Here is a 20,527-nt window from a genome sequence, read left to right as displayed (position 1 = left end):
CCCAGATCTACACCCATGTGGTCGAGATATCGGTGTGGCCGAGCAGGGTCTGCACGATGCGCAGGTCCGCGCCATTGTGCAGCAGATGGCTGGCGAAGGCGTGGCGCAGCACGTGCGGGGAGACCAGCCGTGGCGCCAGGCCGGAGGTGCTCGCGAGCTCCTTCAGGTCGCGCGCGAAATGCTGCCGGGTCAGGTGGCCGCTCTCGCCGGAGGAGGGAAACAGCCATTTCGATGCTGCTGCCTTCTTCGCCTTCGGCTGCATGATTTCCATCGCCGCGAGGTAGTCCGCCATCGCCTGGCGCGAGGCCTCGTTCAGCGGCACCAGCCGCTCCTTGTTGCCCTTGCCGCGCACCACGATCATCCGCGCATCGCGCCGCGCCGCGGTGACCGGCAGCGACACCAACTCGGAGACTCGCAGGCCGGTGGCGTAGAGCACCTCGAGCAGGCAATACAGCCGCAGCGCACGCAGCCGCTGCGCCGGCGAGACGTCGGTCTGGGTCAGCTCCTTGGCGCGGGTCAGCATGCGGTCGACATCCTGGATCGACAGCACCTTGGGCAGGCCGCGGCCGCGCTTCGGGCCGGACAGGATCGCGGCCGGATCGTCGCCGCGGACCCGTTCGTTGAGCAGGAAACGGTAGAGATGCCGCATCGCCGCCAGCCGCCGCGCCACGCTTGTCGACTTGAAGCCTCTGGTATCGAGGTCGGCGAGGTAGCCGCGCAGCGTCTCGGTGTCGGCGCTGGTGAAATCGACGCCGGCACGGGCGAGGTAGTCGGAGAAATCCGTCAGGTCGCGCCGGTAGGCGTCGAGCGTATTGACGCCTGCGCCCTGTTCCGCGGCGAGCATGTCGAGGAACAACGCGGTCAGCTTGGCGTCGGAGGACTTGATGAGAGGCTTGGCGGGAATCTTGGCTGCAGCGGGCATGCCAGAATCATAGCGCCTATTTCTTGAGGAACTTATCCGGCGGGATGGTCACGGTCATTTCCCGCGGTTTCGGGTGCACGAAATTCGCCAGCGCGAAGACGATGCCGTAGCCGATCCCGAAAATCACGGCGACGACCGTCAGGAAGCGGAACAGGCTGGGCATGGAGGCGACTCGGGCAGCGAATTAACCAATGAAATCACCCAACATGTTCCCCGCGCGGTTGCAAGAGTCGCTGGTAACGGTATCGCCGGGGGTAGTATAGGTGGCTCGAATTCTGAACAATTCGTCCCAATATCCGAGCTTTTTGATGTCCGACGCAGCCGTCCCGGCACAAGCCAACCCGACCCTGGAGGCCGATATCGCGGCCGCGCTGGGGACGCGGTCGATCGTGCTGGTCGGCATGATGGGAGCCGGCAAGTCGACCATCGGCCGGCGGTTGGCGGCGCGGCTCAAGCTGCCGTTCACCGATGCCGATACCGAGATCGAGACCGCGGCGGTCATGACCATCCCGGAGATCTTCGAGACCCACGGCGAGCCTTATTTTCGCGACGGCGAGGCCCGGGTGATCGCCCGCATCCTCGACAATGGCCCGGTCGTGCTGGCGACCGGCGGCGGCGCCTTCATGCGCGAGGAGACCCGCAACCGGATCCGCGACCGCGCGATCTCGATCTGGCTCAAGGCCGACAGTGATATCATCATGCGGCGGGTCCGCCGCCGCGCCGATCGTCCGCTGCTGCAGACCGCCGACCCCGAGGCGACCGTCAACCGGCTGCTCAGCGAGCGCGAGCTGGTCTACCAGAACGCCGATCTGACGATCGCCTCGCGCGACGTGCCGCACGACCGCATCGTCGACGAATGCCTCGAGGCCCTGCATGCGCATCTGTGCGGCGTGCGTTCGGCCGGCGAGCCACCAAATGATGGATTGAACGCGACCTCATGACTGCGCCCCTGAAACACTCCGCCTCCATTACCGTCGATGTCGCACTCGGCGACCGCGCCTATGACATCGTCATCGGCCGCGACGTGCTGCAGTCCTTGGGAGAGCGTGTCGCGGCGCTGCGACCCGGTGTGCGGACCGCCATCGTCACCGACCGTACGGTCGCCAGGCACTGGCTGGAGCCGGCCGAGGCGTCGCTCGCTGCCGCCGGCGTACCGACGTCGCGGATCGTCGTCGAGGAAGGCGAGGGCTCGAAGAGCTACGCCACGCTGACGCAGGTCAGCGAAGCGCTGATCGCGGCGAAGATCGAGCGCAACGATCTGGTGATCGCGCTCGGCGGCGGCGTGGTCGGCGACCTCGCCGGCTTCGCGGCAGCGATCCTGCGGCGCGGCGTCGATTTCGTGCAGGTGCCGACCTCGCTGCTGGCGCAGGTCGATTCCTCCGTCGGCGGCAAGACCGGCATCAACTCGCCGCAGGGCAAGAACCTGATCGGCGCATTCCACCAGCCGGTGCTGGTCATCGCCGACACCTCGGTGCTCGACACGCTGTCGCCGCGCCAGTTCCGCGCCGGCTACGCCGAGGTCGCGAAATACGGAATTCTCGGCGATGAGGCTTTCTTCGCCTGGCTCGAGCAGAACCACGCCGACATCTTCGCGGGCGGCGCCGGGCGCGAGCATGCGATCGCAACCTCCTGCCGTGCCAAGGCCGGCGTCGTTTCCCGCGACGAGCGCGAGACCGGCGAGCGCGCGCTGCTCAATCTCGGGCACACTTTCGGCCATGCGCTGGAAGCCGCGACCGGCTTCTCGGATCGCCTGTTCCACGGCGAGGGCGTCTCGGTCGGCATGGTGCTGGCGGCGGAGTTCTCGGCGCAGCTCGGCATGATTTCGTCCGACGATGCGGCCCGCATCGCGCGTCATCTTTCCGCGGTAGGATTGCCGACACGTCTGCAGGACATCGCAGGCTTCACGCAGGAAGGCCTCGCCGATGCCGACGCATTGCTGGCGCTGATGGCGCAGGACAAGAAGGTCAAGCGCGGCAAGCTCACCTTCATCCTGCTGGAGGCGGTCGGCCGCGCGGTGATTGCCAACAATGTCGAGCCACAGCTGGTGCGCGACTTCCTGCAAGCCAAGCTGAAGGCCTAAAGCCACGGATCATTTCAGTGGGATGGTTGACCTTCTCGATCGTGCTGCTCTGTCTGCTCGTCTCCGCGTTCTTCTCGGCGAGTGAGACGGCGCTGACCGGCGCCTCGCGCGCCAGCATGCTGCGCCTGTCGAAGCAGGGCAACGGCGAGGCGACCGTCGTGTCCAGCCTGATCGCGATGCGCGAGCGGATGATCGGCGCGCTGCTGCTCGGCAACAACATCGCCAATATCGGTGCTTCCGCGCTCGCGACCGGCATCTTCACCGCCTGGTTCGGCGATGTCGGCGTGCTTTATGCCACCGGCGTCATGACGGTGCTGGTGGTGATCTTCGCGGAGGTGCTGCCCAAGACCGTCGCAATCAATGCGCCGGACCGGGTGTCGCTCCTGGTGGCGCGGCCGATGCGGCTGACCGTGTTCGTGCTCGGTCCGCTCCTGACCGTCATCGAAGCCATCGTCCGGGCCTTGCTGCGGCTGCTCGGAATCAAGATGGGGGCCTATCAGGCCATCCTGTCGCCGACCGAGCGTCTGCGCGGCGCGGTCGATCTGCTGCACCACGAGGGCAAGGTCGAGAAGCAGGACCGCGACATGCTCGGCGGGTTGCTGGACCTCAGTGAGCTCCAGGTCTCAGACGTGATGGTCCATCGCACCGAGATGACGATGGTCAACGCCGACCTGCCGCCCGAGGAGCTGGTGCGCGAGGTGCTAGCCAGCGAATACACCCGCATCCCGCTGTGGCGGGAGAAGCCGGAGAACATCGTCGGCGTGCTGCATGCCAAGGACCTACTGCGCGCGATCCGCGCCAATGAGGGCGACATGTCCGCGATCGATGCCTCCGCGATCGCGCTGCCGCCGTGGTTCGTGCCGGAGATGCGTCCGGTCTCCGAACAGCTGAAGGCGTTCCGCCGCCGCAAGACCCACTTCGCCCTGGTGGTCGACGAGTACGGCGAGGTCGAAGGCATGGTGACGCTGGAGGATATTCTGGAGGAGATCGTCGGCGACATCTCCGACGAGCACGACGTCGTCGTTGCCGGCGTGCGCGCGCAGCCGGACGGCTCGGTCGTGGTCGACGGCTCGGTGCCGATCCGCGATCTCAATCGCGCAATGGACTGGCACCTGCCGGACGAGGAGGCGACCACGGTCGCCGGCCTCGTGATCCACGAGGCGCGCTCGATCCCGGAGCGCGGCCAGAGCTTCACCTTCCACGGCTTCCGTTTTCGCGTGCTCCGCCGCGAGCGCAACCGCATCACCGCGCTGCGCATCGTCGCCGTGCCGCGCGAGGCCGAGTTGGAGGAGAAGAAGCCGAAGCGAGCGGGGACAGCGTTCTAGTTGGAGCTGGCTAGGCTGCCGGTACCGTCCCCCCCGCGCAACGGCTTCGCCGTTGTCGCTGGAGGAGCGCGCATCGCGCGCGTCTCGAAGGGTCGACGGCCCAGCCGGTGGCCGTGCATCCTTCGAGACGCGCTACGCGCTCCTCAGGATGACGGGACTGGTAGTCTGCCAGAAGCTACTCGATATCGATCGAGATGCCCGACAGCTTCCACGCGCCGTCGGAGGGGATGAAGCCGAGCTGATACTTCACCTGCTTGGGCGTGGTGTCGAAATGGCCCTTCAGCCGCAACACGCCCTTGTCGTCGATCTTGGCGTCCTCATCGAGCACGATCGGCTTGGCCACCACGGCGTCGAACACGGCGTGCTTGTCGACCAGATCCTTGAAGATGGTCCGCAGCTTGTCGGGTGGAAACTGGTCGCGGAACGGCTTTGAGATCTTGGCGTGGAACACGGTGAAATTGTTCGCGGCCACGGCGTCGTTGAGCGAGACCAGGATGCTCTTGATCAGCACCTCCTGGACGAACGGGCTCGGCATATCCAGCGCCAAGGCCGGGCGCATCGCACAGATCAGGAGCAGGCCGGCGGCGGTGACAATCGACCGGAAACGTGGCCAGCAAGAGATCATCAACGGCCCCATCTAAAGCGCGGAGGTGCTATTCTCATAACGGAAAACCGCCGCTTCGTCTTGAGGCAAGCCCGGACTAGCGCGGCTTTTCCCCGGGGCCGTGTGCATGGATCGCCAGCGCATGCACCGAGCCGGCGAGTTCCTGCGCCAGCGTCGCATTTATCATGCGATGACGTTCGATCCGGCTCTTCCCTTCGAAGGCCGGAGACACAATATATACCCTGAAATGTGTCTCGCCGCCGGGCCTGTGGCCGGCGTGGCCCTCATGCAGGTGTGACTCGTCGACGACGTCGAGGCTTTCGGGCAAGAAAGCTTCACGCAACTTGTTTATGATAGCGTCTTTGGTGCTCATGGCGGCGGAGTTAGGTCCGCGACAGCTTTTCGTCAATGGTGCAAGCGGGAAACGAGGTCTGCGCAATGTCAAGACTTGAAGAATTGTGCATTGCGTAGTCAAAGAGAACATGGCCATCGATTCATCTAAATTCTTCGACTCCATTCGCATCAAGCCGACCAAGGTGAGTGCGAAGCGCCAGGCGCAAGCCGGCGAGCAGGCTGTCGCCTGCGAGTGGGCGGGTTGCCAGAACAAGGGCGCGCATCGCGCTCCGAAGGGCCGCGAGAATTCGCGCGAGTATTGGCACTTCTGCCTCGATCACGTCCGCGAGTACAACCAGTCCTACAATTTCTTCCAGGGCATGAATCCTGACGACGTCGCGCGCTACCAGAAGGACGCGCTGACCGGCCACCGTCCGACCTGGAAGATGGGTGCCAACAACGGCAAGAAGGAGAGTGGTCTCGATGCCGCCTCCGATCCGTTCCACGTGTTCTCCGAACTCAACGGCCGCGGCCGCTGGCGCCCGGGTCCAGGCGGCGCGGAGCCCAAGCCCGAGACGCGCAAGGTTATGAACGCCGAGCGCAAGGCGCTGCTGGTGATGGGGCTCGGCGCCGGGGCGACGCTGGAAGACGTCAAGGCCAAGTACAAGGCGCTGGTCAAGCAGCACCATCCCGACGCCAACGGCGGCGACCGCTCCACCGAGGATCGCCTGATCGAGATCATCAAGGCGTATAATTATCTGAAGACCGTGGTGCGCGAAGCGTAAGTCGTCCGCGCGCCTGGCTTCCACCTCCCCTTGAAAAGGGGGAGGTCGCTTTGCTCGCAGAGCAAAGCGGGTGGGGATCTACTCTCTCCGCGAACACCGTCGTCTGCGGCTGACCCCCATCCCGACCTTCCCCCTTTCAGGGGGAAGGAGAAAAGTCTCGTAGCCCGGATGAAGCGCAGCGCAATCCGGGGCTCCTCCCTCCGCGGTCACACCGTTCCCGGATTTCGCTTCGCTCCACCCGGGCTACGGTCAGCTCTCAGTCCTTCGGCACCGCCCCGACATACGACGAACTCGGCCGGATCAGTCGGCCGGTGCGCCGCTGCTCGAGCGCGTGCGCGGTCCAGCCGGCGGCGCGTGCCACGGCGAAGATCGGCGTGAAGGCCTGCCGCGGGATCTCCAGTCCGTCGAGCAGGATCGCGGTGAAGAACTCCACATTGGTCTCGAGCGGCCGCTCCGGATTCTTCTTGCGCAGCGCTGCGCGGATGTAGGCCTCGACCTCGCCGGCAAACGGCAGGTCGGCGCCGCTGGCCTCCAGGCGCTCGATCGCAACCTTGAGCACGTCGGCGCGCGGGTCGCGCACGCGATAGACGCGATGGCCGAACCCCATCAGCCGCTCGCCATGTGCGAGCGCGCCGTCAACCCAGGGCTTGATGCGCTCGCGCGTGCCGATCGCATCCAGCATCTCGAGCACCGGCTCCGGCGCGCCGCCATGCAGCGGGCCGGTCAACGCGCAGTAGCCGCCGGTGATCGCCGCAAACAGATCGGCCTGGGTCGAGGCGATCACCCGCGTGGTGAAGGTCGACGCGTTCATGCCGTGATCGCAGACGGTGACGAAATAGGCGTCAAGTGCGGCGACCTCGCGCGGCTCGGCCTTGCGGCCCCGCAGCATCCGCAGCGTGTCGGCGGCGTGGCTGGCGTTCGGGTCCGGCGCGATCGGGGCATGTCCCTTGGCGTTCTGCACCAGGGCGCCCGCGATCACCGGGAAGGCGCCGACAATGGTCGCCTCGTGCTCCAGCCCGCTCTCGGCGCGCAGGCCTGCGATTGCGGCCCGGAAGCCGTCGACGATCGACATGCCGTGCGTCGCCGGCAGCAGGTCCGGCAGCCGCGCAAAGGCGCGTTCGCGGGCGGCGCCGAGGCTGGCGCGGACATTGGCTTCGCTCAGCGACTTGCCGGTGGCGCCGTTCCACAGCCGCGTCGTGACGGCCTCGAAGCTCGACTTGCCTGCGAGGTTGGCGACGTGCTCGCCGGCGATGATCAACTCGCCGCGCTCGCCGTCGACATGGCTCAACACGGTCTCGGCGGCGGGTACGCCGTCCAGACCGATCTGGCTCTTGGTGAGAATCATGTTCATGGCCCGATCTCCTTGCTTCACCCCTTCAAGGTCGGGCCTCTCGACGAGTTGATCAATCTTGATTATATCAATCAATATGAAAAAATCCGCCGAGCTTTACCTCTCCGCTCGCGAAGCCGCCGCCGAGCTCGCGATCTCGCCGGCGACCCTCTACGCCTATGTCAGCCGCGGCCTGATCCGCTCGGAGCCGTCGCCGGATTCGCGCAGCCATCGCTACCGTGCCGAGGACATCAGGGGTTTGAAGGAGCGCCGCGTACCGTCGCCGGAGCCGCGCGGGCTCCGAAACTTCGATGCGGACTTGCCGGTGATGGATTCGGCGATCGCAACAATCACCGAGCAGGGCCCGATCTATCGCGGCGTGAACTGCGTCGATCTCGCCCAACGCGATACGTTGGAGCACACCGCGACACTGCTGTGGGATGTCACCGGCGTCGATCCGTTCGCGCCGGACAATTGTCCGCACGTCTCGGATGAGATGCGCGCGATCGCGGAAGCCGCGCGCCGCGCCCAGCCGATCGACCGGACGGTCGCGGTGTTTGCGCTGGCGGCAAGTGCCGATCCCGGCGCCTTCACCCGCGCGCCCGATGGCCGCGCGATGGTCGGCGGCCGCATCCTGCGGCTGCTGGTCGCGACCATGTTGAATGCTGTGCCATCGGCAGAGCCGCTGCATGAGCAGGTGGCGCGGGTCTGGACGCCTGACAACAAGCATGCGCCGGACCTTATTCGCCGCGCGCTGGTGCTGCTGGCCGATCATGAATTGAATGCGTCCACCTTCACCGTGCGCTGCGCGGCATCGACCGGGCTCAACCTGTACGACGCCGTGATCGCGGGTCTCGTCGCGCTGAAAGGGCCGATGCATGGCGGCGCCGGCGTGCTCGCCTCGCGCCTGGTCAGGACCATGATCGACAATGACGTCGCGCCTGTGGTCCGCGAGCGGGTTGCGCTCGGCGAGCGCTTCGCCGGCTTCGGGCACGGCGTCTACAAGAAAGGCGATCCACGGGCGATCTCGCTGCTCGAGGCCCTGACGCGCGCCGGTGCGCCGCGCAAATTCACCAGGGAAGTGCCTGATAGAATCGCGGAGGCGACCGGCGAGTTCGTCAACATCGATTACGCGCTGGCGGTGCTGGTGCATGCGCTGCGGATGCCGGCGGGGAGCGAGCTGGCGCTGTTCGCCATGGCCCGCAGCGTCGGCTGGATCGCGCATGCCAGCGAGCAGCTTCAGCTCGGCAAGCTGATCAGGCCTCGCGCCCGCTATGTCGGCCCGGCACCCGGGCGGGCCGGTTCGACCAATAGTATTTAGCTTTTATTCTGCCGGTTTGGATGGTTCGATCAGGCCGCCGCCATGCCGGCGCCGGATGGTCCAGATCGCCAGCGCGAGGATGACGGCGCCGCCTGCCACCGCAAACATCCAGAGATGCTTGCCGACATGCTGATGATGCGGCAGGCCGGCATAGTCGTGCAGCGCCGTGACCGCGAGCACACCGGGCAGCACATGCGCCGGCGCCCAGAGCAGGATCGCAGGGATGTTGACCGCGTAGAACCGCGCCGGCGGCATGTCGAGCGCGCCGGCCGTGATCGGCACGAAGGCGCGGATCGGCGGCACGAAGCGGGCGAAGAACACCGCGAGCACGCCCCAGCGGTTGAAGAAGGCCTCGCTCTGCGCGACCACGCGCGGGTAGTTGGAGAGCGGCCAGGCCGACAGGATCTCGCGCTGGCTGCGGTGGCCGATCATGTAGGCGGTGCCGTCGCCGAGCATCGCGCCGGCGGCCGCGGCGGCCAGCACCGGCACGAGCTTCAATTCGCCGCCCGGCACCAGCGCACTCAGCGCCAGGATGATGGTCGAGCCCGGCACCAGGGAGCCGACCATCGGCACGGCTTCCAGCAGGGCGGCCAGAAACAGCGTCAGATAGGCGAGCCAGGCATGGGCCGAAACGAACGCAATCAATGGGTCAAGGAATGAAGTCACAGAATCCCTTGGGCAGTGGTGAAACAGGTCCGAGAGCTAACAACTCCCCGCCGTGGTGAAAAGTGCCCCGGACTGGCAGGCCGCCGTGGCGCTGCGGCAAAAGTACGGCGGGATTTGCAGAGCAGCCTTCCAAAAACCGAGTTTCGCTCTTATCTTTATGATAGAACAACGGAACTTTGATTTACCCGCGGGCTTCTGCCGGCCGTTGCTCTCTGCTAGGCTTGTGCGAAGCACCCCATCCGCAGCCAAACGATTAATCTGGTTTCGGGAACGCCCGGGACCTCGGAGGATGAATGACGACCGCCGTCCAGACCAAAGCTCAAGAACCCGTCGGCTTGCCCGACATGAAGGTGTCGGTCCGGCAGGTCTTCGGGATCGATAGCGACCTGGAAGTTCCCGCCTATTCCGAAGTCGATCCGCACGTGCCGGAAGTCGACAGCGACTACCGCTTCGACCGCGCCACCACGCTCGCGATCCTCGCCGGCTTCGCCAAGAACCGCCGCGTGATGGTCACCGGCTATCACGGCACCGGCAAATCGACGCACATCGAGCAGGTTGCGGCCCGCCTCAACTGGCCCTGCGTGCGCGTCAACCTCGACAGCCACATCAGCCGTATCGATCTGGTCGGCAAGGATGCGATCGTGGTCAAGGAAGGCAAGCAGGTCACTGAATTCCGTGACGGCATCCTGCCCTGGGCGCTGCAGCACAACATCGCGCTGGTGTTCGACGAATACGACGCCGGCCGCCCGGACGTGATGTTCGTGATCCAGCGCGTGCTGGAAGTCTCCGGCCGCCTGACGCTGCTCGACCAGAACAAGGTGATCAAGCCGCATCCGGCGTTCCGCCTGTTCTCGACCGCCAACACGGTCGGCCTCGGCGATACGTCGGGCCTCTATCACGGCACCCAGCAGATCAACCAGGGCCAGATGGACCGCTGGTCGATCGTCACCACGCTGAACTACCTCGCCCATGACGAGGAAGTGGAGATCGTGCTGGCGAAGGCGCGCCACTACCGCACGCAGGAAGGCCGCGACATCGTCAACAAGATGGTGCGGCTTGCCGATCTCACCCGTAACGCGTTCGCCAATGGCGACCTGTCGACGGTGATGAGCCCGCGCACGGTGATCACCTGGGCCGAGAACGCCGACATCTTCAGCGACATCGGCTTCGCGTTCCGCGTCACCTTCCTCAACAAGTGTGACGAGCTGGAGCGGCCGCTGGTCGCCGAGTTCTACCAGCGCTGCTTCAACGTCGAGTTGCCGGAATCCTCGGTCAACGTGGCGCTCAGCTAGTCCATGCCGAAAATCTCCGTCGAGCGCACAGTCACACAGACGAAGAAGGCGGTGCTCGGCGGATTGCTCCGCTACAACAACGAGAAGATGGGGAAGCAGAAGTACAAGCGCTTCGCCATCTCGCTGCGGCAAGGCGACGAGATCGTCGGCGGCATCGTCGGCGAGGTCTGGACCGCGGTGTTGTTCATCCAGCTGTTCTGGATGGAGCAGAAGTTTCGCAACAAGGGCTTTGGCGCGAAGCTGATCAAGGCAATCGAAGACGAGGCGCGGCGCTTCGGGGCCACGCAATCCTATCTGGATACGATGAGCTTCCAGGCGCCGGGCTTCTACCGCGCCAATGGATATAAAGAATTCGGTTCGATTGAGGGGTATCCCGGTGGCGTAACGCGCCATTGGTTTACGAAATCGCTATGACAGCCTCCAACATCAAATTCCGTCCCGGATCGAAGGAAGCGCCGACCGAGCCGTTCAAGCGCTCGGTGTCGGCGTGCCTGAAGGCGATCGCCAAGAAGCCGGAGCTCGAAGTCAGCTTCGCCGCGGAGCGCCCCGGGCTCGCGCCCGGCAAGGCGCGGCTGCCGGAGCCGGCGCGCAAGATGACCAAGCGCGACGCGGCGATCGTGCGCGGCCATGCCGATTCGATCGCGCTCAAGATCGCCTGTCACGATCCCAAGGTGCATCGCAAGCTGATGCCGGGTAATCCGCAGGCGCGCGGCGTGTTTGAGGCGGTCGAGCAGGCGCGCGTCGAGGCGCTCGGCTCGCGACGGATGGCGGGCGTCGCGAAGAACCTCACCGCGATGCTCGACGATCATTTCCATCGCGGCAAGTACGACGAGATCACCGATCGCGCCGACGCGCCGCTGTCCGATGCGCTGGCGATGCTGGTGCGCGAGCGCCTCACCGGCATGGCTCCGCCCGCTGCCGCAAAGAAGATGGTCGATCTCTGGCGTCCGACGCTGGAGGACAAGATCGGCTCGCGGCTCGACCAGCTCAGCCGTTTTGCCGAGGACCAGGCCCGGTTCGGCGACCTCGTCCACGATCTGCTGTCGGCGCTCGATCTCGGCGACGACCGCAACATGGATTCCGATGACGACGAGGATCAGGACGAGAACCAGGACGGCGAGAGCGATCAGTCCGGTGCCGAAGGCTCGCCGGATTCCGACGCCGCGCAGGAGATGAGCGCCGACCAGGCCCAGACCACCGCGGACGAAATGAGCGAAAGCGCGATGGAGAGCGCACAGGCCTCTACGTCGGACACGTTCGACGACGGCGAGCTCGGTGACGACGAGACGCCGGGCGAGGCGACCCGGCCGAATTCACGCGGCCAGAACGAGCCGCGCGGTCCGGAATATCACGCCTTCGCGCCGAAGTTCGACGAGGTGGTCGCAGCCGAGGATCTCTGCGATCACGACGAGCTCGAGCGGCTGCGTTCCTATCTCGACAAGCAGCTCGCGCATCTGCAGGGCATCGTGGCGCGGCTCGCCAACCGTCTGCAGCGCCGCCTGATGGCGCAGCAGAACCGCGCCTGGGATTTCGATCTCGAGGAGGGCATCCTCGATCCGGCGCGGCTGTCGCGTGTCGTCACCGATCCCTATCACCCGCTGTCCTTCATGCATGAGAAGGAGGCGACCTTCCGCGACACCGTCGTGACGCTGCTGCTGGATAATTCCGGCTCGATGCGCGGCCGTCCGATCACGGTCGCTGCCACCTGCGCCGACATCCTGGCGCGCACGCTGGAGCGTTGCGGCGTCAAGGTCGAGATCCTGGGCTTCACTACCCGCGCCTGGAAGGGCGGGCAGTCGCGCGAGGCGTGGCTTGCCGCCGGCAAGCCGGCCAATCCTGGCCGTCTCAACGATCTCAGGCACATCATCTACAAGTCGGCCGACGCACCGTGGCGGCGCGCGCGGAAAAATCTCGGCCTGATGATGCGCGAGGGCCTGCTCAAGGAAAACATCGACGGCGAGGCGCTCGACTGGGCGCACAAGCGTCTGCTTGGGCGTCCCGAGCAGCGCCGCATCCTGATGATGATCTCCGACGGCGCGCCGGTCGACGATTCCACGCTGTCGGTCAATCCCGGCAACTATCTCGAGCGGCATCTGCGCCACATCATCGAAGAGATCGAGACCCGCTCGCCGGTCGAGCTGATCGCGATCGGCATCGGTCATGACGTCACGCGCTACTATCGCCGCGCCGTCACCATCGTGGATGCCGAAGAGCTTGGCGGCGCGATCACCGAGAAGCTCGCCGAACTGTTCAGCGAGACCCACGGCTCGGCGCCCGCACCGGGCACCCGGCGCCGCCTCCACTCGTGAGACATGCGCTCACCCGTTAGCCGCCGCCATGTCCTTAGGGATGTGGCGGCGGGGCTGTCGGCCGCCGCCTTGCCGCGTCTCGCGCAAGCGCAGAGCGCCGCGCAGCCGCCGGCGGCGCCGCGCCCGGCCGCCAAGCCGAATCCTTATCGGGTCAATGAACCCGTCTCGATCGAGGTCAATGCCCGGCCGCTGCCGTCGTTCGATATCCGAGATCGCGCACGCGTGCGGTTCGGCGCGCTGGAGTATCGCAGTGGCCTGATCCTGACCTCGTCCTTCTCCGGCTTCGGCGGTCTCTCCGCGCTGCGGCTCGATGCCAAGGGCGAACGCTTCATCGCGGTCAGCGACCAGGGCAGCTGGTTCACCGGCCGCATCGTCTATCGCGGCCGCGAAATGGCCGGGCTCGACGATGTCGAGGCGGCGCCGCTGCTTGGCGCCGACGGCAAGCCGATCACCGCGACCCGCGGCTGGTACGATTCGGAATCGCTCGCGCTCGACGGCTCGTTCGCTTACGTCGGGCTCGAACGGGTCAATCAGGTGCTACGCTACGATTTCGCCAAGGGCTTCACCCGCTCGCGCGGCGAGGTGGTGCCGCTGCCGCCGGCGGCGCGCAAGCTTCCTCTCAACAAGGGGCTGGAGGCGCTGGTCTTCGTGCCCAAGGTCATGGCCAAGGGGCAGGCGCTTGCCGGTACGCTGATCGCGTTCTCGGAACGCGGACTCGATGCGAGCGGCAATCTGATCGCCTTCCTGGTCGGCGGCAAGACGCCGGGCCAGTTCAGCGTCCGCCGCACCGACAGTTTCGACATCAGCGACGCGGTGCTGCTGCCGTCGGGCGATCTGTTGATCCTGGAGCGGAAATTCTCCTGGCTGGGCGGCGTCGGGATCCGCATCCGCCGCCTTGCGCTGTCCGACATCGCGCCCGGTGCCGTCGTCGATGGCCCTGCGATCTTCAACGCCGACCTCGGCAACGAAATCGACAACATGGAAGGTATCGACGCCCATGTCACTGATGAGGGCGAGACCGTGCTGACCATGATCTCCGACGACAATTTCTCGCTGATCCAGCGCAATCTGCTGCTGCAATTCACCCTGGTCGAGTGAGACGCCGCCGAGGGGCGCCGTTAGAGCATTGCTGATCTGCGTTCCGGCCTGCGGGGCATCCAGGGCGGTTGGTGATCGACTGGGCGGCCTCTATCTTATGGTGGCCCTTTCCCCGATCCCGGACATCCCTCGCATGAGCACCCTGTTTTCTCCGATCGAACTGCGCGGCCTCCAGCTCTCCAACCGGATCATGGTCGCGCCGATGTGCCAATATTCGGCGATCGACGGCTCCGCCAATGATTGGCACTTCACCCACATCAACATGCTGGCGCTGTCGGGCGCGGCGATGTTCTGCATCGAGGCGACGCATGTGGAGGATATCGGGCGGATCACGCCGGGCTGCCTCGGCCTCTACAGCGATGCCAACGAGGCGGCGTTGAAGCCGATCCTGGCCTCGGTGCGCAAGCATTCGAAGGCGGCGGTAGCGATGCAACTCGCCCATGCCGGTCGCAAGGCTTCGAGCCAGCGTCCCTGGGAGGGCGGGCAATTGATCCCGATTGCCGACGGTGGCTGGCAGACGGTTGGACCATCTGCGGTCCCGCACAAGGAAGGCGAGGCGGCGCCGGCGGCGCTCGACGACGCCGGGCTGAAGCGCATTCGCGAGGCCTTTGTCGCGTCGGCCAAGCGCGCCGACCGGCTCGGCATCGACGCGCTCGAACTGCACAGCGCGCACGGTTATCTCCTGCACCAGTTCCTGTCGCCGCTCGCCAACAAGCGCACCGATCGCTACGGCGGCTCGCTCGAGAACCGGATGCGGTTTCCGCTGGAAGTGTTTGACGCCGTTCGCGCGGCATTTCCGGACCGCAAGCCGGTCGGCGTCCGGGTGTCCGCGACCGACTGGGTCGAGGGCGCCTGGGACGTCGCGCAGACCATCGAGTTCACGAAGGAGTTGAAGAAGCGCGGCGTCGACTGGATGGACGTCTCGTCCGGCGGCGTCTCGGCGCTGCAGAAGATTCCGCTCGGGCCGGGCTACCAGGTGCCGGCGGCGCAGGCGGTGCGGGAGGCGACCGGCGTCACCACCATGGCGGTCGGCCTGATCACGGAAGCGAAACAGGCGGAAGAGATCGTCGCATCAGGGAAGGCCGACATGGTCGCGCTCGCCCGCGGCATGCTCTACGACCCGCGCTGGGGCTGGCACGCCGCCGCCGAGCTCGGCGGTGAGGTCAGCGCGCCGCCGCAATATTGGCGCTCGCAGCCCTCAACGCAGAAGCAGCTGTTCGGCAAGACCACGTTCGGAGCGCGCTGACGCTCCGCCTCGCCGGCCTGGTTTGCGGAGGTCAATGCATGGCGGGCCCGAACCAGCGCGCGAGCGCGGCGTCGAGGCCCGTCGTGTCGGCGTCGTCCGACGCCCAGGCGATACAGGCATCCGGACGGATCAGCAGCGAGGGGCCGCTGCGTCGTGGCACGCACCGGACAAAGATGTCCCACCGAGCTGCGATTGCTGACGCAGCGCCACCCGTTGCATCGACCAGAACGGCCTTGCCGTCCTCCATCTGATCGAACAGGGTGGTCTTCACGTCGTCGTCGCCGAGAGCGAGATTGCCAGAGAGCCGGCCGACCGATGGATGATCGTCGCCGAGATCGTAACGAATCCGGATGCCGCTGATCATTTCGCCGAAGTATCGAGTGCCTTCGTCGAGGCTCATCAGGTCAGCGACGATCTCGCGCAGCGCGTCGGTCATGACGTCAGGCCGCATCAATGCGACTTGAGCGCGGGTGTTGGCGAGCACCCTTGCCGCGATCGGGTGCCGTTCTTCCGTGTAGCTGTCGAGCAGGCTTTCAGGCATGCGATCGCAGACGACTGCCGCAAGCTTCCAGCCGAGATTGGCCGCATCGAGCAGGCCGAGATTCAAGCCTTGCCCGCCGAACGGCGAATGCACATGCGCCGCGTCGCCCGCCAGCAGCACGCGGCCCCTGCGATAGCTGTCGGCCTGTCGCGCATTGTCGCTGAAGCGCGTGGCGGTCTTGACCGCGGTGACGCGGACGTCGGCGCCGCTGATCCGGCGCAGGGTGGTCTCGATCTCCTCGCGCGTCACGGGCGCGCCGCGATCGGCGGGCGGTCCGTCGAACTCGGCCATGAACACCCGGCCGGGAATCGGTCCATACGCCATCATGCCGACGGGCGTCCGCCGCCAACCCACTGGCAGCAGACGATCCGGATGATCGAGGTCGACGATAGCCTGGTGTCCGGTGAGGGTCGGCTCGGTGCCGGGAAAGGCGAAGCCCGCGCGTTTGCGCACGGCGCTGCGTCCGCCGTCGCAGCCGACCAGATAGGTTGAGCGCAACTCGACATCACCGGATGCGCCCTCAGCCCGCGTCACGACGCCGTCGCGGTCATCCCTGAAATCGATCAGTTCGCAGCCGCGCCTGATCTCGATGCCGAGTGCATGGGCGCGCTCGCCGAGCATTCGTTCGAGCGCCTGCTGGGTCACACCGCGCAACCGCCGGTCCGGCTCGCGCTGCCGGGTCTGGTCGATCAGGAAAATGCCGGAGAAGTGACCGCCGAATTTCCTGAACGGCAGTTCGCTCTCGCCGCCCGCACTCTTCATGAGCCTGGACATGCTGTCCGCCATGGTGCGCTCGACGGCATCCATGGCTTCTGCGAGGCCGCGGCGCTCCAGTGCCTCGCCTGCGAGTGCGCCGATCGCGCCGGCCTTGATGGTCTGGTCGGGCGCCGTCAGCCGCTCGATCACGACCACGTCGGCGCCGCCCAGGGTCAATTCGATCGCCAGCAGCAGTCCGGTCGGTCCGGCGCCGACCACAACCACATCCGTTCGTTCACGCGTCAAGCCGTCACCATAAATTTGTATCAAGTACAATATTTTCTATGGTACAAATTCCTGCATGTCAAATCAGGGCGGATTACGCGAGCGGAAGAAGGAGGCGACGCGCCAGGCGATCTCGGACGTCGCCACCGGGCTGTTCCTGGAGCGCGGCTTCGACAATGTTTCGGTGGCCGAAATCGCCGAGTCCGCCGAGGTCTCCCGGATGACGGTGTTCAATTACTTTCCGCGCAAGGAGGACCTGTTCTTCGACCGCGAAGAGGAAAGCCGCCAGATGCTGCGGGCTGCCATTGCCGAACGGCCGGCCGGGGAGGCGCCGATCGCGACCCTGCGCAAGCTGGTGCAAGGCCTGGCGGATCGCGCGCAGCCGTTCGCGAAATTCACCGATGCGACGGCGAAATTCTGGCGCACCGTCGCCGACAGCCCCGCGCTCTCGGCGCGCGCGAGAGAGATGCGTGACGAGTTGATCGACGATCTGGCAACCGTGCTGGCGGGAGCCGTCAGGCGGCCGCTCGCCGATGCCGATGCCCGGCTCGCCGCGTCGATGGTGGTCACGGCGCTGACCGTCGCCTATGCGGAGGGGCTTCGGGAGCACAAGGCCCGCAAGCCGGCCGCATCGGCACGCGAGGCCTTCCTGCAGATCATGGAGCGAAGCTTTTCGGGCGTCGCGACCATGTTGAAGGGAACGCCTTACGCGTAAGTCCCACCCGGGCCGCAAGCGACAAAAGCCATTGTTCTGCCGTAGCCGAGGCAGCTACTCTCTGCGCGCGTGCGGAAGACACGCAACGAACAAAGAGAGGAAACCCATGGAACTCGGATACTTCGCGATGCCGTCGCATCCGCCGGAGTGCGGATTGAAGGAGGGCCACGATTGGGACCTGCAGGTGCTGCGCTGGCTCGACGAGCTCGACTATCAGGAAGCCTGGATCGGCGAGCACCATACCGCGCCGTGGGAGCCGCATCCGTCGCCGGACCTGCTGATCGCGCAGGCGCTGTTGCAGACCAAGAACATCCGCATCGGGCCCGGCGGTTTCCTGCTGCCGTATCATCACCCGGCCGAGCTCGCGAACCGCGTTGCAATGCTCGATCATCTCTCGAGCGGGCGGCTCAACTTCGGCGTCGCGGCCTCAGGCCTGCCGAGCGACTGGGCGATGTTCAATGTCGACGGCATGTCGGGCCAGAACCGCGACATGACCCGCGAGGCGCTTGAGATCATCCTGAAGATGTGGACCGAGCCGGGCCCGTGGACTCATAAAGGCAAGTTCTGGACGGTGACCAAGCCGGACACGATGTTCGATTTCCTCAAACCCCACATCAAGCCGCTACAGGGGCCGCATCCGCCGATCGGCGTCGCGGGGTTGTCGAAGAACTCGGACACGCTCAAGCTCGCCGGCGAGCGCGGCTTCATCCCGATGAGCCTGAACCTCAATCCCGCCTATGTCGGCAGCCATTGGGACTCGGTCGAAGCCGGTGCTGCCAAGACCGGCCGCAAGCCGAGCCGCAAGGACTGGCGGATGGTGCGCGAGGTCTTCGTTGCCGACACCGACGAGGAGGCATGGAGGCTCTCGACCGGCGACATGATGGGCCGGATGATGGGCGAGTATTTCCTGCCGCTGCTCGGCCACTTTGGTTTCAAGGATTATCTGAAGGCGTCACCCGACGTGCCGGACAGCGACGTCACCGTGGAATATTGCGCCCGCAACAACTGGATCGTCGGCTCGCCCGCGACCGTCACCGAGAAGATCGAGAAGATCTACCAGGAGGTCGGCGGCTTCGGCGTGCTGCTGGTGTTCGGTTTCGACTACAAGCACAAGCCCGAAGCCTGGCACAATTCGCTGCGGCTGCTGAAGCAGGAGGTGTTGCCACGGCTGAAGAATCTCGACGCTTCGGTTGGGCGCGCTGCGTAAGCTTGAGCGCGAAGATCACACGGGGCAGCGGCAACGCTGCCCCGTATGTCATTGCGGATAGCTGGTGTCAGGCCGCGCCGAGCCAGAATCGCGTCTCGATTTCCGCCCAGCCCTTCCCGATTCTGCTGCTCAGCCAGGCGTCGCTGCGCTTCAGGCCCTTGTCCTGCTGGCCTTCCGGCGTGTTGCGCCAGGCCTGCCAGCGATACTGGCCGTAGATGCTGACGATGCGCGCGGCGTAGGTCAGCGCCAGCTGCGAATCGCCCTTGATGATGACGAGGTTGTCGTCGTTCTTGGTGCTGGCACGGTCGGAGAAATTGTGCGAGCCGGTCATGACCACCGGATTCTTGCCGGCGGGATCGAGCACGATCACCTTGCTGTGCACGGCGATCATGAACTTGCCGGTGTTCTTGATCTCGCGCTGCCACCAGTCGGCGGTCTTGTCGATGCCGGCGGGGCGGATCACGTCGGCAATCTGCTTGCCCTTGAACACCTGCTGCTGGCCGTTGCCGGCGAGCAGCTGCAGCTGATCCTTCGGACTGTCCTTGCCCTGCGCCGGGAAATTGTTGAGTACCCCGCGCACATAGAGATTCTTGTCCTGCGCTTTGTCCAGGATCGGGCCGAGCAGGCCCTTGTTGCCGGGATTGAGCATCAGGCACACCGCGCCGTGCTCGGCGTCCTCGATCATCTTGGTGGCTTCCTTGAGGTCGCCGCTCTTGGTGGTCGGCGTGAACCAGACGCTGGCGTTCGACTTGCCGATCGTGAACGGCCATTCGTGATCGCCGGCCACGGCCAGCGCCTTCGGCGACTTGCTGCCGTCGGCATAGATCGTCTTCCAATGATCGTGATAGGCCGCCGCGACCTTGTCGTCGGTGATCTCGAGACCGTTGTTGTTCTGGGTGCACAGCCCGGTCCGGGTCCAGTTGGTGCTGCCGGTCCAGACCACCTTCGGCCTCCCGGCACCGTCGCAGAACACCGCGAACTTGTTGTGGGCGTAACGGCTCGGCGCGATCTTGCGGCGGACGATGTCGACGCCGGCCTGCTTCAGCACGCCGGCGTTCTTCTCGGTATCCTTTGCCGTGGCGTCGGACTTGCCGGTGCTGTTGCCGAGCACAACATGGGCGTTGCCCTTCATCGCGGTCAGCGCCGCGATCAATTCAGGATCGTTGAGCTCGTAAAGCGCGACATAGACGTCGACCTTGTTCTTCCTGGCATCGGCCAGCAGGGCGAGCAGGCGGGCGCCAAGCTCTCCCTTGAGGAAGTCGCGGATCTTGTTGCCCTTGATCGAGATCGCCTTGTCCAGCGTCTGGGAGGCTTTGGGCGTGGCGCCGATCGCGCGCGACAGCCATTGGGCCGAGATCGTGCCGCGGTTGAACCATGGCTTCAGCGGACCGGAGGGCGTGGCGGAGACGTAGTCGGTCCATGTCGATGGCGCACTCGCCGCGGGCTTCACCTTGGTGGCGCCGTCCATCAGAACGGGCACCACGCCATAGCGGACCGGCGCATCGGCCGGTGCCAGGAAGTCGGTCCAGTTGGTCTTCTGCACCGGCCATTCAGTGCTCGGCCGATGATCTCCCGCCTTGTGGCCCTGCGCCTGATCCTCGAATCCGACCCAGGTGTCGACCACGGTCGCGCTCTTGCCCTGCTGCTGACGATAGAGCGCAAAGCCGAGACAGTTCGGGATCATTGCCGATACTTCCCAGACCACGAAGATGCCATCGGTGGTTGGGAACGCTTGAATCCTGGAAATCACGGTGATGCCTCCAAATCGCTGG

20 protein-coding genes are annotated in these 20,527 nt (G+C 65.7%); 12 read left to right on the top strand and 8 right to left on the bottom strand.

Annotated features, from left to right (window positions below; translation table 11 throughout):
- Window positions 1-7 precede the first annotated feature (7 nt).
- Window positions 8-922 (bottom strand): tyrosine recombinase, encoded by a 915-nt coding sequence (locus tag FNJ47_RS18860; RefSeq protein ID WP_235999957.1) that lies wholly within the window; start codon window positions 920-922, stop codon window positions 8-10.
- Window positions 923-938: 16 nt separating this feature from the next.
- Window positions 939-1,085 (bottom strand): hypothetical protein, encoded by a 147-nt coding sequence (locus tag FNJ47_RS18855; RefSeq protein ID WP_016843561.1) that lies wholly within the window; start codon window positions 1,083-1,085, stop codon window positions 939-941.
- Window positions 1,086-1,230: 145 nt separating this feature from the next.
- Here FNJ47_RS18855 and FNJ47_RS18850 point away from each other — a divergent pair, with 145 nt between their 5' ends.
- Genes FNJ47_RS18850 through FNJ47_RS18840 form a run of 3 tightly spaced genes read left to right on the top strand, consistent with a single transcriptional unit; the run spans window position 1,231 to window position 4,327 of the window.
- Window positions 1,231-1,863, top strand: a complete 633-nt coding sequence (locus FNJ47_RS18850; RefSeq protein WP_163155679.1) for a shikimate kinase — start codon at window positions 1,231-1,233, stop codon at window positions 1,861-1,863.
- Entirely contained in the window at window positions 1,860-3,002 is a 1,143-nt protein-coding gene (gene aroB, locus FNJ47_RS18845; protein WP_163155677.1) for a 3-dehydroquinate synthase, read from the top strand. The genes FNJ47_RS18850 and aroB overlap by 4 nt, the downstream gene beginning before the upstream one ends.
- 17 nt (window positions 3,003-3,019) lie before the next feature.
- Window positions 3,020-4,327, top strand: a complete 1,308-nt coding sequence (locus tag FNJ47_RS18840; protein ID WP_163155675.1) for a CNNM domain-containing protein — start codon at window positions 3,020-3,022, stop codon at window positions 4,325-4,327.
- Window positions 4,328-4,502: 175 nt separating this feature from the next.
- Here the strand turns inward: FNJ47_RS18840 and FNJ47_RS18835 are convergent, their stop codons facing one another.
- Window positions 4,503-4,952, bottom strand: a complete 450-nt coding sequence (locus tag FNJ47_RS18835) for a hypothetical protein (protein ID WP_163155673.1) — start codon at window positions 4,950-4,952, stop codon at window positions 4,503-4,505.
- Between the two features lie 76 nt (window positions 4,953-5,028).
- The gene (locus FNJ47_RS18830; RefSeq protein WP_028338206.1) at window positions 5,029-5,304 is read right to left on the bottom strand and encodes a BolA family protein; all 276 of its coding nucleotides are present in this window, start codon (window positions 5,302-5,304) and stop codon (window positions 5,029-5,031) included.
- A 109-nt stretch (window positions 5,305-5,413) separates the two neighbouring features.
- On the opposite strand from FNJ47_RS18830, the gene FNJ47_RS18825 reads away from it, so the two are divergent.
- Window positions 5,414-6,049, top strand: coding sequence for a J domain-containing protein (locus tag FNJ47_RS18825; RefSeq protein WP_163155671.1), 636 nt, complete (start codon window positions 5,414-5,416; stop codon window positions 6,047-6,049).
- A 256-nt stretch (window positions 6,050-6,305) separates the two neighbouring features.
- Here the strand turns inward: FNJ47_RS18825 and FNJ47_RS18820 are convergent, their stop codons facing one another.
- On the bottom strand, window positions 6,306-7,400 hold the full coding sequence (locus FNJ47_RS18820) for a citrate synthase/methylcitrate synthase (RefSeq protein WP_163155669.1): 1,095 nt from the start codon (window positions 7,398-7,400) through the stop codon (window positions 6,306-6,308).
- Between the two features lie 76 nt (window positions 7,401-7,476).
- Between FNJ47_RS18820 and FNJ47_RS18815 the strand changes: the two genes are divergently transcribed.
- The gene (locus FNJ47_RS18815; RefSeq protein ID WP_163155667.1) at window positions 7,477-8,700 is read left to right on the top strand and encodes a citrate/2-methylcitrate synthase; all 1,224 of its coding nucleotides are present in this window, start codon (window positions 7,477-7,479) and stop codon (window positions 8,698-8,700) included.
- 3 nt (window positions 8,701-8,703) lie between these two features.
- Here the strand turns inward: FNJ47_RS18815 and FNJ47_RS18810 are convergent, their stop codons facing one another.
- Window positions 8,704-9,366, bottom strand: a complete 663-nt coding sequence (locus FNJ47_RS18810; protein WP_163155665.1) for a VTT domain-containing protein — start codon at window positions 9,364-9,366, stop codon at window positions 8,704-8,706.
- Window positions 9,367-9,659: 293 nt separating this feature from the next.
- On the opposite strand from FNJ47_RS18810, the gene cobS reads away from it, so the two are divergent.
- From cobS to FNJ47_RS18785, 5 genes are all read left to right on the top strand, one after another.
- Window positions 9,660-10,658, top strand: a complete 999-nt coding sequence (gene cobS / locus FNJ47_RS18805) for a cobaltochelatase subunit CobS (RefSeq protein WP_163155663.1) — start codon at window positions 9,660-9,662, stop codon at window positions 10,656-10,658.
- Window positions 10,659-10,661: 3 nt separating this feature from the next.
- Window positions 10,662-11,072: a GNAT family N-acetyltransferase gene (locus FNJ47_RS18800; RefSeq protein ID WP_095731654.1), complete on the top strand. Its 411-nt coding sequence runs from the start codon at window positions 10,662-10,664 to the stop codon at window positions 11,070-11,072.
- On the top strand, window positions 11,069-12,967 hold the full coding sequence (cobT, locus tag FNJ47_RS18795) for a cobaltochelatase subunit CobT (protein WP_163155661.1): 1,899 nt from the start codon (window positions 11,069-11,071) through the stop codon (window positions 12,965-12,967). The genes FNJ47_RS18800 and cobT overlap by 4 nt, the downstream gene beginning before the upstream one ends.
- A 3-nt stretch (window positions 12,968-12,970) precedes the next feature.
- Window positions 12,971-14,065 carry an esterase-like activity of phytase family protein gene (locus FNJ47_RS18790; RefSeq protein ID WP_163155658.1) on the top strand — a complete coding sequence of 365 codons (1,095 nt, stop codon included), beginning with the start codon at window positions 12,971-12,973 and terminating at the stop codon, window positions 14,063-14,065.
- Window positions 14,066-14,198: 133 nt separating this feature from the next.
- Window positions 14,199-15,311: an NADH:flavin oxidoreductase/NADH oxidase gene (locus tag FNJ47_RS18785; RefSeq protein WP_163155657.1), complete on the top strand. Its 1,113-nt coding sequence runs from the start codon at window positions 14,199-14,201 to the stop codon at window positions 15,309-15,311.
- A gap of 31 nt (window positions 15,312-15,342) precedes the next feature.
- On the opposite strand, the gene FNJ47_RS18780 is transcribed toward FNJ47_RS18785, so the two are convergent.
- A complete protein-coding gene (locus tag FNJ47_RS18780) occupies window positions 15,343-16,854 on the bottom strand; it encodes an FAD-dependent oxidoreductase (RefSeq protein WP_165445751.1) in 1,512 nt (503 codons plus the stop codon).
- A gap of 55 nt (window positions 16,855-16,909) precedes the next feature.
- Between FNJ47_RS18780 and FNJ47_RS18775 the strand changes: the two genes are divergently transcribed.
- Together FNJ47_RS18775 and FNJ47_RS18770 are read left to right on the top strand one after the other, a co-directional pair.
- Complete coding sequence (locus FNJ47_RS18775; protein ID WP_163155655.1) at window positions 16,910-17,548, top strand: TetR/AcrR family transcriptional regulator; 639 nt, start codon at window positions 16,910-16,912, stop codon at window positions 17,546-17,548.
- 106 nt (window positions 17,549-17,654) lie between these two features.
- Window positions 17,655-18,755, top strand: a complete 1,101-nt coding sequence (locus FNJ47_RS18770; protein ID WP_163155653.1) for an LLM class flavin-dependent oxidoreductase — start codon at window positions 17,655-17,657, stop codon at window positions 18,753-18,755.
- Between the two features lie 67 nt (window positions 18,756-18,822).
- Here the strand turns inward: FNJ47_RS18770 and FNJ47_RS18765 are convergent, their stop codons facing one another.
- The gene (locus FNJ47_RS18765; RefSeq protein WP_163155651.1) at window positions 18,823-20,505 is read right to left on the bottom strand and encodes a phospholipase D-like domain-containing protein; all 1,683 of its coding nucleotides are present in this window, start codon (window positions 20,503-20,505) and stop codon (window positions 18,823-18,825) included.
- Window positions 20,506-20,527: the final 22 nt, after the last annotated feature.

Origin of the sequence: Bradyrhizobium uaiense (assembly GCF_010811875.1) — a bacterium.
GTDB classification, from domain to species: Bacteria; Pseudomonadota; Alphaproteobacteria; order Rhizobiales; family Xanthobacteraceae; genus Bradyrhizobium; species Bradyrhizobium uaiense.
This window is presented reverse-complemented; position numbering and strand designations above follow the sequence as displayed.

What these genes read in the sequence shown, in the direction of transcription:
- FNJ47_RS18855 (WP_016843561.1), bottom strand. Translation starts at nt 1,085, where the DNA reads ATGCCCAGCCTGTTCCGCTTCCTGACGGTCGTCGCCGTGATTTTCGGG.
- aroB (WP_163155677.1), top strand. Translation starts at nt 1,860, where the DNA reads ATGACTGCGCCCCTGAAACACTCCGCCTCCATTACCGTCGATGTCGCA.
- FNJ47_RS18785 (WP_163155657.1), top strand. Translation starts at nt 14,199, where the DNA reads ATGAGCACCCTGTTTTCTCCGATCGAACTGCGCGGCCTCCAGCTCTCC.
- FNJ47_RS18815 (WP_163155667.1), top strand. Translation starts at nt 7,477, where the DNA reads ATGAAAAAATCCGCCGAGCTTTACCTCTCCGCTCGCGAAGCCGCCGCC.
- FNJ47_RS18775 (WP_163155655.1), top strand. Translation starts at nt 16,910, where the DNA reads ATGTCAAATCAGGGCGGATTACGCGAGCGGAAGAAGGAGGCGACGCGC.
- FNJ47_RS18860 (WP_235999957.1), bottom strand. Translation starts at nt 922, where the DNA reads ATGCCCGCTGCAGCCAAGATTCCCGCCAAGCCTCTCATCAAGTCCTCC.
- FNJ47_RS18830 (WP_028338206.1), bottom strand. Translation starts at nt 5,304, where the DNA reads ATGAGCACCAAAGACGCTATCATAAACAAGTTGCGTGAAGCTTTCTTG.
- cobS (WP_163155663.1), top strand. Translation starts at nt 9,660, where the DNA reads ATGACGACCGCCGTCCAGACCAAAGCTCAAGAACCCGTCGGCTTGCCC.
- FNJ47_RS18835 (WP_163155673.1), bottom strand. Translation starts at nt 4,952, where the DNA reads ATGATCTCTTGCTGGCCACGTTTCCGGTCGATTGTCACCGCCGCCGGC.
- cobT (WP_163155661.1), top strand. Translation starts at nt 11,069, where the DNA reads ATGACAGCCTCCAACATCAAATTCCGTCCCGGATCGAAGGAAGCGCCG.
- FNJ47_RS18800 (WP_095731654.1), top strand. Translation starts at nt 10,662, where the DNA reads ATGCCGAAAATCTCCGTCGAGCGCACAGTCACACAGACGAAGAAGGCG.
- FNJ47_RS18790 (WP_163155658.1), top strand. Translation starts at nt 12,971, where the DNA reads ATGCGCTCACCCGTTAGCCGCCGCCATGTCCTTAGGGATGTGGCGGCG.
- FNJ47_RS18825 (WP_163155671.1), top strand. Translation starts at nt 5,414, where the DNA reads ATGGCCATCGATTCATCTAAATTCTTCGACTCCATTCGCATCAAGCCG.
- FNJ47_RS18770 (WP_163155653.1), top strand. Translation starts at nt 17,655, where the DNA reads ATGGAACTCGGATACTTCGCGATGCCGTCGCATCCGCCGGAGTGCGGA.
- FNJ47_RS18850 (WP_163155679.1), top strand. Translation starts at nt 1,231, where the DNA reads ATGTCCGACGCAGCCGTCCCGGCACAAGCCAACCCGACCCTGGAGGCC.
- FNJ47_RS18820 (WP_163155669.1), bottom strand. Translation starts at nt 7,400, where the DNA reads ATGAACATGATTCTCACCAAGAGCCAGATCGGTCTGGACGGCGTACCC.